This window comes from Stutzerimonas stutzeri (assembly GCF_009789555.1).
GTDB lineage: Bacteria > Pseudomonadota > Gammaproteobacteria > Pseudomonadales > Pseudomonadaceae > Stutzerimonas > Stutzerimonas stutzeri_R.
Genome location: NZ_CP046902.1, coordinates 168,004 through 183,339, shown reverse-complemented (window position 1 = coordinate 183,339; position 15,336 = coordinate 168,004). Strand labels below are relative to the sequence as shown.

General features: G+C 61.4%; 12 protein-coding genes and 1 pseudogene. 9 read left to right on the top strand and 4 right to left on the bottom strand.

All coding sequences use genetic code 11. From position 1 onward, the window contains the following. The first annotated feature begins 60 nt into the window (after positions 1-60). The 6 genes from GQA94_RS00895 (at position 61) to GQA94_RS00870 (ending at position 7,056) form a co-directional block, all read left to right on the top strand. A complete protein-coding gene (locus tag GQA94_RS00895; protein WP_158186287.1) occupies positions 61-1,803 on the top strand; it encodes a carbamoyltransferase family protein in 1,743 nt (580 codons plus the stop codon). Further along, a complete protein-coding gene (locus tag GQA94_RS00890) occupies positions 1,800-2,918 on the top strand; it encodes a glycosyltransferase (protein ID WP_158186286.1) in 1,119 nt (372 codons plus the stop codon). The genes GQA94_RS00895 and GQA94_RS00890 overlap by 4 nt, the downstream gene beginning before the upstream one ends. A gap of 116 nt (positions 2,919-3,034) precedes the next feature. Next, on the top strand, positions 3,035-3,967 hold the full coding sequence (locus tag GQA94_RS00885; protein ID WP_158186285.1) for a hypothetical protein: 933 nt from the start codon (positions 3,035-3,037) through the stop codon (positions 3,965-3,967). Positions 3,968-4,024: 57 nt separating this feature from the next. After that, entirely contained in the window at positions 4,025-4,984 is a 960-nt protein-coding gene (locus tag GQA94_RS00880) for a glycosyltransferase (RefSeq protein ID WP_158189993.1), read from the top strand. 53 nt (positions 4,985-5,037) lie between these two features. Beyond that, a complete protein-coding gene (locus GQA94_RS00875; RefSeq protein ID WP_423835430.1) occupies positions 5,038-5,904 on the top strand; it encodes a DUF6625 family protein in 867 nt (288 codons plus the stop codon). Between the two features lie 30 nt (positions 5,905-5,934). Then, positions 5,935-7,056, top strand: coding sequence for a glycosyltransferase (locus GQA94_RS00870; RefSeq protein ID WP_158186283.1), 1,122 nt, complete (start codon positions 5,935-5,937; stop codon positions 7,054-7,056). On the opposite strand, the gene GQA94_RS00865 is transcribed toward GQA94_RS00870, so the two are convergent. Next, positions 7,008-7,637, bottom strand: coding sequence for a toluene tolerance protein (locus tag GQA94_RS00865; protein ID WP_158189992.1), 630 nt, complete (start codon positions 7,635-7,637; stop codon positions 7,008-7,010). The two genes, GQA94_RS00870 and GQA94_RS00865, sit on opposite strands and share 49 nt — an antisense overlap. A 97-nt stretch (positions 7,638-7,734) precedes the next feature. Between GQA94_RS00865 and GQA94_RS23575 the strand changes: the two are divergent. From GQA94_RS23575 to hldE, 3 genes and pseudogenes are all read left to right on the top strand, one after another. Further along, positions 7,735-8,607, top strand: a pseudogene (locus tag GQA94_RS23575) (O-antigen ligase family protein); the annotation flags it as partial. Between the two features lie 309 nt (positions 8,608-8,916). Beyond that, on the top strand, positions 8,917-10,734 hold the full coding sequence (msbA, locus tag GQA94_RS23335) for a lipid A export permease/ATP-binding protein MsbA (RefSeq protein WP_233270239.1): 1,818 nt from the start codon (positions 8,917-8,919) through the stop codon (positions 10,732-10,734). 156 nt (positions 10,735-10,890) lie between these two features. After that, on the top strand, positions 10,891-12,312 hold the full coding sequence (hldE, locus tag GQA94_RS00855) for a bifunctional D-glycero-beta-D-manno-heptose-7-phosphate kinase/D-glycero-beta-D-manno-heptose 1-phosphate adenylyltransferase HldE (RefSeq protein ID WP_158186282.1): 1,422 nt from the start codon (positions 10,891-10,893) through the stop codon (positions 12,310-12,312). A gap of 50 nt (positions 12,313-12,362) precedes the next feature. On the opposite strand, the gene GQA94_RS00850 is transcribed toward hldE, so the two are convergent. Genes GQA94_RS00850 through GQA94_RS00840 form a run of 3 tightly spaced genes read right to left on the bottom strand, consistent with a single transcriptional unit; the run spans position 12,363 to position 15,275 of the window. Continuing rightward, positions 12,363-13,250 carry a metal ABC transporter ATPase gene (locus GQA94_RS00850; RefSeq protein WP_158186281.1) on the bottom strand — a complete coding sequence of 296 codons (888 nt, stop codon included), beginning with the start codon at positions 13,248-13,250 and terminating at the stop codon, positions 12,363-12,365. Positions 13,251-13,290: 40 nt separating this feature from the next. Next, positions 13,291-14,103 (bottom strand): aldo/keto reductase, encoded by an 813-nt coding sequence (locus tag GQA94_RS00845; RefSeq protein WP_158186280.1) that lies wholly within the window; start codon positions 14,101-14,103, stop codon positions 13,291-13,293. Then, positions 14,100-15,275 (bottom strand): NAD(P)/FAD-dependent oxidoreductase, encoded by a 1,176-nt coding sequence (locus GQA94_RS00840; protein WP_158186279.1) that lies wholly within the window; start codon positions 15,273-15,275, stop codon positions 14,100-14,102. The genes GQA94_RS00845 and GQA94_RS00840 overlap by 4 nt, the downstream gene beginning before the upstream one ends. Positions 15,276-15,336: the final 61 nt, after the last annotated feature.

The window sequence follows — 15,336 nt, the reverse complement described above, 5'->3', positions numbered from 1 at the left end:
ACGCGGTGCTTCAAGCCCAAGGCTTAAGCCCCCCACGCTGCTTTCAAGAGGCTTTTTACAGTGGCACTGACGATTCTCGGCCTTTCCGGCGCCCTCAGTCACGATCCTTCCGCGGCGCTGTACATCGACGGCAAGCTCATCGCCGCAGCGGAAGAAGAGCGGTTCGTGCGCGACAAGCATGCCAAGAATCGCATGCCCTACGAGTCGGCCAAGTTCTGCCTGGAACAGGCCGGTATCAAGCCGTCCGACGTCGACGTCGTGGCCATCCCTTTTGCGCCGATCAGCCTCTTCGAAAAAGCACGGTGGCATTACGCCAAACGCTACTGGTACGCCCCGGATCGCGCGCTGGATGCCATCCTGTTCGGCAATCGGCGCTACAAACGCTACTACAAGCGCATTCAATGGTGCCTGCAACAGCTGGGTTTCGATCTGAAAAAAATCAAGATCGAGCCGGTCGAGCATCATCTGGCGCACGCGTCGAGCGCTTATCACTGCTCGGGCTTTACGGAAAAAACCGCCATTCTCGGTATCGATGGCAAAGGTGAGTACGCCACCACCTTTTTTGGCTATGGCGAGAATGGCCGGATCCACAAGATCAAGGAATTCTACGATCCGGATTCGCTCGGCGGTCTGTACGGCGCCATCACCGAATTCCTCGGCTTCGAAATGCTCGATGGCGAATTCAAGGTCATGGGCATGGCGCCCTATGGCGATGCGAGCAAGTACGACTTTTCTCGTCTGGCCAAATTCGAGGATGGGGAGCTGATCATCAACACCGATTACGCCAACGTCATCGGTTTGCGCCGCTACAAGGAGAAGGGCAAGGGCTACTACTTTTCGCCCAAGCTGATCGAGTGGCTGGGACCGAAGCGCGAAGGCGATATCGCCGACGACCCGTACATCCACTATGCCGCCAGCATGCAGGCACTGTTCGAAAAGCTGGCGTTGGAAATGATGGATTACTACCTGGGCGACATCATTCGCCAGACCGGCAAGATCGCGTTCGCCGGAGGTTGCGCGCTCAACGTCAAGCTGAACCAGAAAATCATCGCGCGTCCGGAAGTAAAGGAACTGTTCGTGCAACCCGCTTCCGGCGATGCCGGTACGGCGGTCGGCGCAGCGGCATACATTTCGCACCAGCGCGGCGTGCCGGTGGAAAAGATGGAGCACGTCTATCTCGGCCCCGCGTACTCGAACGAAGACATCATCGCGGCCTGTGCACGGCATCCGAACAAGCCGGCGTGGGAACAAATCGAGAATATGCCGCAGCGCATCGCGCAGATCATGGTCGACGGCAATCCGGTGGCCTGGTTCCAGGGTCGGATGGAGTTCGGTCCGCGTGCCCTGGGCGGACGCTCCATCATTGGCTGCCCGAGCGTGCCCGGAGTGGCCAACCGCATCAACGAGCAGATCAAGTTCCGTGAACGCTGGAGACCCTTCTGCCCGTCGATGCTCGACACCGTCGCGCCGCAGATGCTCAAGGTCGATCATCCGAGCCCGTTCATGACGTTCACGTTTGAAGTGAACGAGGGCTGGAAGGAGCGCGTCGGCGAGGTGGTACACGAAGACGGCACATCGCGAGCGCAGGTCCTCGAGCGTCGCCACAACCCTCGCTGGTATGACCTGATGCTCGAACTGGAGAAACTCACCGGCAACGGCGTCTCGCTCAACACGTCGCTCAACCGTCGTGGGGAGCCGATGATCTGTTCCCCGACCGATGCGCTGAACATGTTCTATGGCTCGGATCTGCAGTACCTGATCATGGAAGATGTGTTGGTTGTAAAGGGTGACAAGCTGGCATGACAGCGTCCGATCCATGGGTTTTGCAGTTCTGCCATGGCTATGACGGTCCGTTTCTGGACTGTGCGCGTCAGTACGCCGCGCTTTTCACAGGCACGCCGTACAAGGTCTGTACCGTCTACCTGACCGGGTCGCCGAGCGACGAGGTCATTCGCGGTTCGGCTTCGGATGAGGTGATCTTTCTCGGCTACGACAGCAAGGATGTGCGTGGGCTCAAAGTCGGTGCCATGCGCCGGCTTCGCAGCATCGCGGCCAAGCGAGATTATCGGCTCTGCATCGCTCATCGGTTCAAACCGATCTACATTGCGTTGCTGGCGACCGGGCTGCCGGTGATTGGCGTACATCATGCCTTCGGCGTTTATAGCCGGCCCATGCGGCGCTGGTTCGTCAATCGCTTCCGTGCCCGCTTGCTGTTGCTCGGCGTTTCCAACGCGGTGCGTGACGAGATGCGTGCTGATCTTCCCGGCTGGGAAAGCGCGCGTATCGAAACCCTTTACAATCGCATCGACGTCGCCGCCGTGCAGGCCGAGCAGATTTCCCGCCTTGACGCCCGCGCGGCGTTGCAGCTGCCTCCGGACGCCTGGGTGGTTGGCAATGCCGGCCGCCTGCACCCTGACAAGGATCAGGCCACCCTGATCCGAGGTTTCGCCCGGGCATTGCCGCGACTACCCGCCAACAGCCTGCTTGCGATCATGGGCAGCGGCCGGCTGGATGCGCAACTTCGCCAACTGGCCAGGGACCTGGGTGTCGCCGATCAGGTGCGATTTCTCGGGCAGGTGCAGCACGGCAGACGCTACTTCAAAGCGTTCGATCTCTTTGCGTTGACCTCAGACCACGAGCCATTCGGCATGGTGCTGCTGGAAGCCATGGCGGCCGGGGTGCCGGTGGTCTGCACCGATTGTGGCGGCGGGCGTGAGGTGGTGGATAGCCAAAGCCTGCTGTTTGGGCTGGGCGACTTCGATGCCTTGAGCGCCTTGATGGTGCGAATGGTAAGTGAAGAGGCGTGCAGTGCGGAAAGTGAAAAGCTGTCCGCTCATCTTGTGGAACATTTCTCCGATGCGGCTGCTCGGCAGCGATTTTGGAACCTGCCCATCATGCATTTATTCGGTTCGCTCTAATGGTTTCCCGTGAAAGGTCTCAACTCGTTTACTTGGTATACGGCAAGCAAAAGAGTTATCGACAAGAGGCTAAGTTCAGCATGCTCTCCGCACTTCGGTGTACGACACCGGAGTCGATGCCCAGCATCCTGGTTTATACCGACGAGCCTGAAGCATTTACCGGTTGGCCAGTCGATGTTGTCGCGCTGAGCGGTGACGAGCTGGATGACTGGACGGGACGGCAAGGTTATCTCCATCGGCGCAAGGCGGTGGCGATTCGTGCAGCGCTAGCCAGCTGCGAGCGGAGCGTCTTCATCGATACCGATACCTTTTTCATAGCGCCGGCGAACCGGCTGTTCGAACGGCTGAGCCGCGGCGAATGGTTGGTCGACAAGATAGAGGGGACTTGGGGCGAATGGGCGGACCAGCCGTTATATGCGGCCACAGCCAGCCTCTTGCGCGAGGAGTATGGAGTTGGCGACGACATGCGCCTGATTAACTCGGGAGTGCTTGGTCTGAATCAGGATGCTGTGCCTCTGATGGATCATGCCATCGATCTGATTGATGAGCTTCACCCCTTGGCGCCAGACATCCATATCATCGAGCAGTTCGCTGTTGGCGTTGCCGCCTACGGTTTGCCTGAACCGACAGAGACACGTGGCCTGGTCAGGCACTATTACGGAGAGAAACGATATTGGCGACCTGTCCTCGATGTGTTCTTCGCGAACCATGGTGAGGTTTATAGCCCAGCGCTTATCAAGGCATCAGGCCAAGTTCCTCGCAGCCGCCCTAAGCCCTCGAAGTGGAGGCGTCTGATTTTTCGATTAGCCAGTACCCTTTATGTCCGTAAGGCACCCAAGATGGCGCGGTCGGCGTTCTACGCTGTCAATCTGCCTCGCGATGCATATTCCGCAGCCTGTGCGCCCGTCTATGCCATGGAATTGGTAAATAGCGGTTTCGATTCGTCCAGTATCGCGGCAGACCCCCCGGTCGGTTGGTTGCGTCTACTGTCGAGCGGTCAGCGGAAGAGGTTGCAGGCCTTGCTTGACGATGCGCAGAGGCTGTCTTGATAGGCATTAGGACCGCGCATGCGGGCCATGAACGGCTGTTGCAGGGAGCGTAATTTGTTGAAAGTACTATTTCTGGTTCAGGCCGAGCAGCGCGCCATTCTGGATCGGCTTTATCAAGCGGTTCAAGACAATTGTTTATGCGACATACGTCGGCTGGATCGCGATCAGCAGGCGAACCTGCGGGGTTATTTTCATGAGCATGTAGACTCCACCCGGTATGACCGGATCGTATTTTTTTTACGTTTCAAACAAGAGATCAAACAAGTCGGTTTTATTCGTTCGATCCCTAATCTTGTGATTCTGGAACATGATGCTTACCAGAACTATATAACCGGCAAATACAGTCAAAAATTCAGCGCCCACTATCGGCGCTTGCCGTGGGTGCGTGTGATTAGCTCCGGTTACATGGTCAGCGAGCGGCTTCGCCAGGAAGGTTTCGATGCAGTCTTCGTTCCCAAGGGTTACGACCAGGCATTGCTGCGCGATCTGGGGCAGGTGCGCGATATCGAACTGGCCTTCGTCGGCAGCACCAAAAGCGGCGCCTATAGCGAACGCAAGGCACTGCTCGATGAGCTGGCAAAAGTCGAGGACCTGGTCGTTACCCGCACCCAGTCCGGCGAGGATTATTGCAATACCCTCAACCGCATTCGCTTCTTCGTCAGTGCCGACGTCGGCATGGGCGAATATATGATCAAAAACTTCGAAGCGATGGCCTGCGGTTGTGTATTGCTGGCCTGGGATCAGGGCGAGGCAGAAAATGAGGCGCTGGGTTTCGTCGATATGGAAAACCTAGTGCTTTACCGCAGCGTCGATGAATTGCGAAGCAAGCTTGTGATGTTGCGTTCGGATCCCGACCTGGCGGCGCGCATCGCTTCTGCGGGTCGGGCCTTGGCAGAGCGGGAGTACAGCTTCTCGCGCATCGGGCAACGTATCGTCCAGGCGTTGGATAAGCCGCTACGGGACCGCCCACCGATGGGCCTGCTGGATCGATTGCGCCTGTTCTGGAGGCTGAAGTGAATCCATCACGTATTCGCTTGCTGATTCCCTATTTCGGCCGATGGCCGTTCTGGATGCCGTTTTTCCTGCAGACCTGCAAGCGGAACGCTGACATCGACTGGCTCTTTTTCAGCGATTGCGGAACGCCGGACGACCTTCCGGATAACGTACGGATCGTTCCGATTTCATTTGCTGACTACTGCCAGCTGGTCAGCGAGCGTCTGGGCATCTCCTTCAAGCCAACCAATCCTTACAAGCTCTGCGATATCAAGCCCGCGCTAGGGCATATCCACGCCGAGCATCTGGATGGATTCGACTTCTGGGGGTTCAGCGATATCGATCTCGTCTACGGTCAGCTGCGCGGCTATTTTTCCGAGGAGCGGCTCGCCCGATACGATCTGCTGTCTACCCACGCACGTCGCGTTTCGGGCCATTTATGTTTGCTGCGCAATAACGAGCGTATGCGCCAGGCGTTCATGCGCGTCCCCAACTGGCAGGCCTGCTTCGAAGATCCCGAGCACCGCGCCTTCGACGAAGCGGCGTTCAGCCGATTGTTCATTCGCCGAAAAAACTGGCCCGAGGCGCTTCGGCGGGTGGCCGATCGCTTCAATCCATGGCGTCGAACCAGTGAGTTCAACGAGGCGTTCAGCACGCCGCATGCGCGGGTTCCATGGCTCAGCGGTGGCTTCGATTTCCCCGACTGCTGGATATGGAACGATGGGCGGCTGACCAACAACCAGGATGGTGCGCGAGATTTTCCCTATTTCCACTTCATAACCTGGAAGAACGCCAAGTGGTCCGGCCGCTCCCCGGATCTGCTGATGCAACCTCAGGATCTCGCCGCTCGGCCATCGTGGTGCGTTACCGAGCAAGGGTTTCGCACGCCTGACGGCGTATTTACCGCTACCGAACGGAGAGCGGGTACCGATGACTCACGTTGATTCCAGAGCCATCATGCTGGAGTACGCAGCTTGAGCATCGTCAGTATCGTATGGTCTTCCGGCAAGGCGCATGCCTCGATCCATCAGGTGCATGAGCAGATTCTTACCCTGGTGGCTGACAAGAGTGAGGTGCACACCTGGATGCTGATGGGCCGAGAGGCCGGGAGGGGGCCAGGCTGCGGGCAGACACTGCATTGGCGGTTGAGCGCGAGGGCGCTCAAAGGCCGGGGCGTCTGGAAGTTTTCGCAGTGGTGGCTGCAGCGGCGCCTCGCCCGGGAGATCGAGCGGGTCAATCCAAAAGCGCTGTTGCTCGATGGCATTGGCGTGGCACGGCTGATCATTCCGGTGGTGGCGAGGCTGAACCCCGGCATTCAGGTCGTCGTGGTGTTCCATGGGCAGAGCCGCATACGCCGCAGCGACCCGAGATTGTTCAGCGCGATCGCTGCGCATCGCCTGAAGCTGGTCGCGGTGTCCGGGGCGCTCGCCGAATCCCTGGGCGCGAAGCTGGGGAGAACGGTAGCCGCTACGCGAACAGCGATGAATCCGCATGCATTCAAGCAGGCACTGCTTTCGCGCGACGAAGCCAGGATGAGGCTGGGCGTTGATAGCGCGAGGATCGTCCTCGGCGCCGTCGGACGGCTGGTCGAGGAGAAGGGCTTTCTACCGATGCTCGATGTGCTGAGCGAGTTGTCGCGTACACGCGCGGACCTCCACCTGGTGCTCGTCGGTGACGGGGAGCAGCGGCCGGAGCTGGAATCACGCATCCGGTGCCTGGGCCTTGAACCCATGGTGACGCTGGCGGGGCATCGTCAGGACGCTGCGCAGCTGTACCAGGCGTTCGACGTAATGCTGATCCCGTCCCGCAGCGAAGGGTTGGGCCTGGTGTTGCAGGAAGCGGTACTGGCGCATGTGCCGGTCGTGGCCAGTGATCTGCCGGTCTTCGTCGAGCAGTTGGGGCTCAGTGGCATTTACGTCTCGCCGTACGATGTGCCCGGCTGGGTCGCCGCCATCGAGCACGTACTCGACTCGGATCGGCGATTGCTCGCCGATGAGCAGGATCGGCGCCTCGCACCGGAGGACGCCTGGGAGCAGTTCTGCAGCGGCTACGCGGAACTGCTGATCGATGACTCGGACCCGGTCAGGACGTCGTAGAACTGTGAAAACGGAAAGGCGTTCTGAAACTTTTCACGCTCCAGGTAGCGGCTGAAGTGCGCCAGGTTGCGCCGGACCATGTGGTTAGGGAGCGATCGGCCCAGGAAACGCATATCGGCGATATCGATCAGGCCCAGGGAACCTTGCGGGGTGAGCACGATATTGCCCAGGTGCAGCGAGCGGAAGTAGATGCCCTTGCGGTGCAACTCGCGTACGAAGCGGATCAATTCAGGCAGTATCGGCGACCAGCTGAACCCCGGCTGCCTGGCGAGCTGGCTCAGGGAGTCGCCTGGCAGCGGGGCGTACAGCACCGCGCTGGCCGACCTGTCCGGCAGCTCGTACAGCGCCTGGACGTCCACCGTGGCGATGCCCAGGCCCCGGAGGCGTTCTGCGTTGTTGATGAAGCGGCGCGAGTAAGGCCGTAGCAGTGCGGAAGAGAGCCAGCGCTTGCGACGGAAGATTTTCAGGAACTGACCGTTCTCGAGCTGCAGGACTTTAGGGCCCAGGCCATCCGCTTCGAGAACCGCCGCATTATGGGTGAGCTGTTGCAAGTCTCGCTGGCATAATTGGCTTACATGCATTGTAGAGATGGCCTTGAGCAGTGTGCGGACGTCTAGCAGGGCGTGCATTCTAACATCGCTGTAACTGGCGCATTTCGCCGTTTTCCGAAGGGGTAGTATGGATAGCCGTCGTATAGGGCTGGCCTGGCTGACGCTGGGTCTGCTCTGGTTTTTGCTGGGCATAACGTGGATAACGACGGCCAAGGTTTACCAACAAGGCTTGATCGCACTGTTCTGGCTTCCGGCGATCTGGGCGTCGTGGTCCAGCCGGGCGCTGCTGCTCGACCTCTGGCGGCGGGAAAAGCCGCTCGTGACGGCACTGATCGCACTGGTCGCGTGGGCTGCTCTCAGCGTTTCCTGGAGCGTTGCCGAGGAGCCCGCGCGCGAAGCCAAACGGCTGATCTACGTCGTGTCCTTCTTGCTGGGTTTGGTCTGCCTGGGCCAGACGCCGTCGCGCGTCGTCTCGGTGCTGGGCTGGGCCGGTTTCGGGCTGGCGCTGGCGGCGCTGGCGGCGCTGATACAGCACTATGGGTTCGAGTCGAAGCCCTGGGCATGGCGAGCGCACGGCTTCGGCCTGCTCGATCATCCGATTATTGGCGGCTACGTATTCGGTCTGGCGTTGGTCTGGTGGTTCTGCCTGCCGCCCAGGCGGATCGCGCTGCGGTGGGTTTGGGCTGCCGGCTTGTTGGCGCTGTTCGCATTCATCGTGATGACGCAGAGTCGCGGCGTATGGGTTGCCTTGCTCGCCAGCGTGCTGTTGATGCCCGCCTGGCGTGCCGGACGCGCCGGCCTGATCGTCGCTGCCCTGGTGTTGATCGTGGCAGCCTTGGGTTACTGGTTATTCGGCAGCTATGTGGTCGCCAGGGGCACGTCTTACCGCCCCGAGATCTTTGCTGCGAGCCTGGCCATGATCGGCGATCGGCCCTGGCTGGGTTTAGGACTGGGGAGCGAGTACCGGGTCCAGGCTCTGGGGCACCTGTTCGATCATACGCATAACCTGTTTACCCATGCGGCGCTGGAGCTCGGCATGCCCGGCCTCGTCCTGTGGTTGGCGATCTGGGCTCGCTGCGCTGTCATTGCGGTGCGTGAGCGGGCCACGCCACTGGGCGGCGCCTTGTTGGGCATGCTGTCGTTCAGCACCCTGGCGTTGTTGTTCGATGGCGCGAGCCTGTGGGATTCACCGCGCCCGGAGTGGTTACTCACCTGGCTACCGGTGGGGCTGGCGCTTGGGCTGAGGGCAGGGTCGTCTACCTCGCTGTGTTACCATCGCCGCCCTCCGACACATGAGTTGCATTCGCCCATGAGTGGCTCGCCCGAGAAAGCCGAGACGGCCTCCAGTCTAAGCCTTTACCTGCGGTTGCTGCGCTACGTACTCCCCTATTGGGGGCTGTTCGCGGTCAGCCTGTTCGGCTTCCTGATTTTCGCCTCCACCCAGCCGATGCTGGGCTATATCCTCAAGTTCTTCGTCGATGGGCTGAACAATCCGGATGCCAGCTTTTTCGCTCAAGTGCCCTATCTTCGAGATCAGGCCTGGCTGGCCGACCTGAAGTTGCTGCAGGCCGTGCCGCTGCTGATCGTCCTCATCGCCGTCATGCAGGGCATCGGCTCGTTCCTTGGCAATTACTTCCTTGCCCGGGTTTCGCTGGGGCTGGTGCATGACTTGCGTGTATCGCTGTTCAACAATCTGCTGATGCTGCCCAACCGCTATTTCGACACCCACAACTCCGGACACCTGATTTCGCGTATCACCTACAACGTGACGATGGTCACCGGGGCTGCGACGGATGCGATCAAGGTGGTGGTGCGCGAAGGCATGACCGTGATCTTCCTGTTCGCGACGCTGTTATGGATGAACTGGAAGCTGACCATCGTGATGGTGGCGATACTGCCGGTCATTGGTGTGATGGTATCCAGCGCCAGCAAGAAGTTTCGCAAGCAGAGCAAGAAGATTCAGGTCGCGATGGGCGATGTCACCCATGTGACGTCCGAGACCATTCAGGGTTACCGCGTCGTGCGCAGCTTTGGCGGTGAAGCGTACGAGCAGGCCCGCTTTCTGGGCGCCAGTCGGGACAACACCGGCAAGCAGCTGCGCATGGTCAAGACCAATGCGATCTATACGCCGACGCTGCAACTGGTGATCTACAGCGCGATGGCGGTGCTGATGTTCCTGGTGCTCTACATGCGCGGCGACTCATCGGCCGGTGACCTGGTGGCCTATATCACCCTGGCCGGCCTGCTGCCCAAGCCGATCCGCCAGTTGTCTGAGGTGAGTTCGACCATCCAGAAGGGCGTGGCCGGTGCCGAAAGTATCTTCGAGCAACTGGATGAGGTGCCGGAGGTCGATAGCGGCGTGGTGGAGCGTGAGCGAGTCAATGGACGGCTTGAGATCCAGGGGCTTAGCTTCGCCTACCCAGGCACTGACAAGCCGGTGTTGCACGACATCAGCTTCACGGCCGAACCGGGGCAGATGGTGGCGCTGGTCGGCCGCTCGGGTAGCGGCAAGTCGACCCTGGCGAACCTCATACCGCGTTTTTATCATCATGAGCACGGGCGCATTTTGCTGGACGGCGTCGAGGTCGAAGAATACAAGCTGCGCAACCTGCGCCGGCATATCGCCCTGGTGACGCAACAGGTCACGCTGTTCAATGACACGGTCGCTAATAACATCGCCTATGGCGATCTGGCTGGCGCGCCGTTGGAGGATATCCAGCAGGCGGCCCGTGATGCCTATGCCGACGAGTTCATCCAGCAGATGCCCCAGGGCTACCAAACGCCCGTTGGCGAGAATGGCGTGCTGCTTTCCGGCGGTCAACGCCAGCGGTTGGCGATTGCCCGGGCCTTGTTGAAGAATGCGCCGGTGCTGATTCTGGACGAGGCGACGTCCGCGCTTGATACCGAGTCCGAGCGCCACATCCAGGGCGCGTTGGATCATGTGATGACCGGGCGTACCACGCTGGTCATCGCGCATCGCCTGAGCACCATCGAGAAGGCCGATCTGATTCTGGTGATGGAGCATGGGCGTATCGTGGAGCGCGGGACGCACGCGCAGTTGCTGGCGGCCAATGGTGCTTATGCAGGGCTCCATGCCAACCATTTCAAGGATGACGACGAAGCCTAGGGCCGATGGGTTCCTGCCCCGGCCAGGACGGTCGCGTTGCGCCGTCCAGCCGGCGACCCGGGCAACACGCTGCGGTGTTGCACCGGCTCCGGTTAGCCCCGGTACAGTTTGTCGCCATGTTATGATCCGCGACGTTTTTGCCGCTCCGGAGCCCTCATGAAACTGTCCATGCCCCGATTCGACCAAGCCTCCGTTCTGGTGGTTGGTGACGTCATGCTCGATCGATACTGGCATGGCGGCACGTCGCGGATATCACCGGAGGCGCCTGTGCCCGTGGTGAGGGTCGATCAGGTAGAAGATCGGCCGGGTGGCGCTGCCAACGTCGCGCTGAACATCGCGGCGCTCGGTGCGCCGGCTGCGCTGGTCGGCGTGACCGGAGTGGACGAGGCGCAGCAAAGCCTCGCTGACAGCCTGGCGGCCGCTGGGGTCAAGGCGCATTTCCAGGCCCTTGAGCATCAGCCGACCATCATCAAGCTGCGCGTCATGAGCCGTCACCAGCAACTGCTGCGGATGGATTTCGAGGAACCTTTCGATACCGATCCGGCTGCCTTGCTGCGTCAGGTCGAAGGGCTGCTGGATGGCATCAGGGTGCTGATCCTGTCCGATTACGGCAAAGGTGCGTTGCGCAATCACCAGGCCCTGATTCAGGCCGCCCGCAAGCGTGGCATCCCGGTGCTGGCCGATCCCAAGGGCAAGAACTTCGAAATCTATCGCGGCGCCTCGGTGATCACGCCCAACCTCGGTGAGTTCGAAGCCATCGTCGGGCATTGTGCCGACGAGGCCGAGCTGGTGACCAAGGGCGCCGAACTGATGCAGGACCTTGAGTTGGGTGCGTTGCTGGTGACGCGTGGCGAACACGGCATGACACTGCTGCGCCCGCAGCACTCACCGCTGCATTTGCCGGCGCGCGCGCGCGAAGTGTTTGATGTCACCGGGGCCGGCGACACCGTCATTTCCACCCTGGCCGCCGCCATCGCCGCGGGCGAGGAGTTGCCGCAGGCCGTGGCATTGGCGAATCTTGCCGCGGGTATCGTGGTTGGCAAGCTCGGTACGGCGTGTATCAGCGCCCCCGAGTTGCGTCGCGCCGTGCAGCGCGAGGAAGGCTCGGAGCGGGGCGTAATGACGCTCGAACAGTTGCTTACCGCTATCGAGGACGCCCGTGCCGAAGGCGAAAAAATCGTGTTCACCAATGGCTGCTTCGACATTCTGCATGCAGGTCACGTGACCTACCTGGAGCAGGCTCGTGCTCAGGGCGATCGGCTGATCGTCGCGGTCAACGATGATGGATCGGTGAGCCGTTTGAAAGGGCCTGGGCGTCCGATCAATTCGGTCGATCGGCGCATGGCGGTGCTGGCGGGCCTGGGGGCGGTGGATTGGGTGGTGTGCTTCCCAGAAGACACGCCCGAAGCGCTGTTGGCCGAGGTCAAGCCGGATGTACTGGTAAAAGGTGGCGACTACGGCGTCGATCAGGTGGTCGGAGCGCAGCTGGTCAAGGCGTATGGCGGCGTGGTGAAAGTCCTGGGGCTGGTGGAGAACAGCTCCACCACTGCAATTGTCGAGAAGATCCGCAGCCGCTGACGCGGTGCATCGGCGAGCCTCCTGGCTCGCCAGCCTGTCCCTTTTTGCAGTTATCGACACACCGCAGCGGTGGTCGTGTCGATCCAGTCTCGCCAGCGGATGCGCTCATCCCGCACGATCCATTCATGTTGTGGCGCAAAGCTTTCCGACAGCCACAGTCCGCGTGTGCTGGCCTGCACCGGCTGGCCCTTGCGCAGGGTCAGCAGCGCATCGGTCGGTCGTCCCTGATCCAACGGGATCAGGTAGAGATCGGGCCGGCTGCGGTCCAGCTGCGCAACCAGCTTGCCGTCCTCGAGGCGCTCATCGACATGAAACAGGCTCAGTTCACGGGTTTCCTTCGGCAGCTCCAGGCGCATGTCGTAGACCAACTGTAGCGAAGCAGTGGGTAAGTGAACGTAGGCTCTAGGCCGTTCCATCAATGTCATCTGGCCGCATTGGACCGGTCGGGCCGATCCGGACAGCGAAGCCAGATTGAAATGCACGGCCTCGCGATAACGCAGGCTGCCCTGATAAGGAGCCGGTAGCCAGATTTCCCCGAAGCGACCGGCCAACCAGCCTTCAGGCGTTTCCAGCAGGCATTCTTCGGCGACTTCCTGGATGGCCGTGAGCAGCGGCAGGCTGAGTTCGTGAGCCGGTACATAGCCGGAGATCAGCTTGAGAACGACATCGCCGCGATCCAGGCGCTGCTGCCGTACCAGCACCCAGTATTCCTGTCCCTGCCAGCGGAGCGTCAGGCGTACCGATACGCCGAGGTTGGCCAGTTCCAGGCTGAAACGTGCCGGATCGTCGATTGCGACCGCTCGGCGCCGCTCGAGCATTTCACTGAAGTTGAGCGGCCGACCGAGGCTCTGGTAACGCAGCCGCTCCGGGCTGGCATCGACCAGTACCGGCAGGGTCTTGAATGCGGTGGGGTTCTTGCGGATCAACACGCGCGGCATTCGGCTCCTCCTTGCGTCGGGGTCGGCCGTAGGGCCGTCGTTATTGTTGTCGGGACAAAACGGCTGCAGCGGTATGCACGTTATCTGACAAGTGTTGCGGGGTGATGGTGCCAATGATCGCGGCGCCCACGCCGGGATGGGTGAACAACAGCTCGAAGCTCGCTCTCACCGGATCTGCGCCTGATTCCAGGCAGACGTGGCCGCTGGCCAGGGCTTTCTTGACCAGGATGCCCTTGGCGTGGCTTGCAGCGTAGTCGAGTATCGGACGTTCGGCCTGTTCGTTTAGGTTGTAGGTGACCATCGCGCAATCGCCCCGCTCGAGCGCAAGCAGGCCGCCCTCGACGGTCTTGCCGGACAGACCATAGCCGAGAATCTTGCCCTCGCGCTTGAGCTCGGCAAGCGTCTCGTACACACCGCTGTCGCGCAGAATCTCCACGTCCCGCCCGTCGGAATGCACCAGCACCAGGTCGATCCGGTCGGTCTGCAACCGCCGGAGGCTGCGTTCGACGGAAAAACGTGTATGGGCGGGGGAGAAATCGAAGTGCGACTGGCCATCGACGAATTCCTCGCCGACCTTGCTGACGATGACCCATTGGTCCCGCTGGCCGTGCAGCAGGGGACCCAGGCGTTTTTCGCTGACGCCATATGCCGGTGCGGTGTCGATCAGGTTGATGCCCAGGTCGCGTGCCAGTCCGATCAGGTGGCGAGCCTGCGTGTCGTCCGGAATGCTGAATCCGCTGGGGTATTTGACGCCCTGATCGCGGCCCAGCTTGACGGTACCCAACCCCAGAGGGGAGACCGTCAGGCCTGTGTTGCCGAGGGGGCGGTGCAGGTCGTGCAGGGTCGTCTTCATGCCAGCAGACCTGTCCAGAACGGGCCGGTGACGGGAGGGGGCGGCAGGTCGGGCAGTGCAGGATGCGGCCGAGGGTGGATGCCGTCGCGTGTCAACGCAGCCTGGACACGATCAGCGAAGTCCGGCGCCAGTGCCAGTTTTGTGGGCCAGCCGACCAGCAGTCGCCCCTGCTCGGCGAGGAAGGCGTTGTCCGGCCGCGCCTGTGCAGATTGGGCCGGCTCTGCGCGATCGATGCGAAGGGTGGCCCATTGGGCCGACGAAAGGTCGATCCAGGGCACCAGATCGGCCAGTTCTTTCTTCGCGGCAGCGATCTGGGTCGCTTCGTCGCGCGCCACGCCCTGCGCTTCGGCGAGATCGCCGCCCAGGTACCAGATCCACTCGCCGTCCGCGGCTGGATGGCTGGTCACGGTCAGGCGCGGCTTTGTTCCGCCGCCCAGACAATGGGCATAGAGCGGCTTGAGCGTTGCCGCTTTCACGACGACCATGTGCAGCGGGCGTTTTTGCATCGCCGGCAGGGCGAGGCCCAGCGCCGACAGCAACTCGGCATTGCCCGCCCCGGCAGTCAGGACGATGCGCTGCGCGTTGATGGCGCGGCCATCGACGATCAACCCGGTCAGCTCACCGTTCTCGTTGAGCGGCTCGATCCGCTCGGCCTTCAACAAAGCAGGACCGGCCAGATCCGCCAGGCGCGCGATGAGGCTGGGTACGTCCAGCACCAGCTCGCTAAGCCGGTAGACCTTGCCTTTGAAACGCGGGTCCTGCAATGCCGGCGGCAGCTGGTCGCCCTTCACCTGGCCAACCCGTGAGCGCACCGCTTTGCTGGCGAAAAAGCTGGTGAGGTTGCCGGTCAGTGTGCCGGGCGACCAGAGATAGTGCGCATCGGACAACACCCGCACGCCGGAAAGATCGAGTTCGCCACCGCCGGCCAGTGCTTCGCGCCAGCGGCGTGGCATGTCGGCAATGGCTTCCGAGGCGCCTGTCAGCGCGCCGCTCAATGCGTACTTGGTGCCGCCGTGGATGATCCCCTGGGATTTCACGCTCTGCCCGCCGCCGAGTGCGCCCTTGTCCACCAAAAGCGTCGAATAACCCTGCCGACGCAGGCGCGCGTTCAGCCACAGGCCGGCGACGCCACCCCCCACGATCAGGACATCGGTGCTCAGCGAATCGGACATGGACGGGCCTCGTTGTGGGATCAGGCGCGCAGTATAAACCGCTTGCTCGTCGGCATCATGC

What these genes read in the sequence shown, in the direction of transcription:
- GQA94_RS00890 (WP_158186286.1), top strand. Translation starts at nt 1,800, where the DNA reads ATGACAGCGTCCGATCCATGGGTTTTGCAGTTCTGCCATGGCTATGAC.
- GQA94_RS00885 (WP_158186285.1), top strand. Translation starts at nt 3,035, where the DNA reads ATGCCCAGCATCCTGGTTTATACCGACGAGCCTGAAGCATTTACCGGT.
- GQA94_RS00875 (WP_423835430.1), top strand. Translation starts at nt 5,038, where the DNA reads ATGCCGTTTTTCCTGCAGACCTGCAAGCGGAACGCTGACATCGACTGG.
- GQA94_RS00865 (WP_158189992.1), bottom strand. Translation starts at nt 7,637, where the DNA reads ATGCATGTAAGCCAATTATGCCAGCGAGACTTGCAACAGCTCACCCAT.
- msbA (WP_233270239.1), top strand. Translation starts at nt 8,917, where the DNA reads ATGAGTGGCTCGCCCGAGAAAGCCGAGACGGCCTCCAGTCTAAGCCTT.
- hldE (WP_158186282.1), top strand. Translation starts at nt 10,891, where the DNA reads ATGAAACTGTCCATGCCCCGATTCGACCAAGCCTCCGTTCTGGTGGTT.
- GQA94_RS00850 (WP_158186281.1), bottom strand. Translation starts at nt 13,250, where the DNA reads ATGCCGCGCGTGTTGATCCGCAAGAACCCCACCGCATTCAAGACCCTG.
- GQA94_RS00845 (WP_158186280.1), bottom strand. Translation starts at nt 14,103, where the DNA reads ATGAAGACGACCCTGCACGACCTGCACCGCCCCCTCGGCAACACAGGC.
- GQA94_RS00840 (WP_158186279.1), bottom strand. Translation starts at nt 15,275, where the DNA reads ATGTCCGATTCGCTGAGCACCGATGTCCTGATCGTGGGGGGTGGCGTC.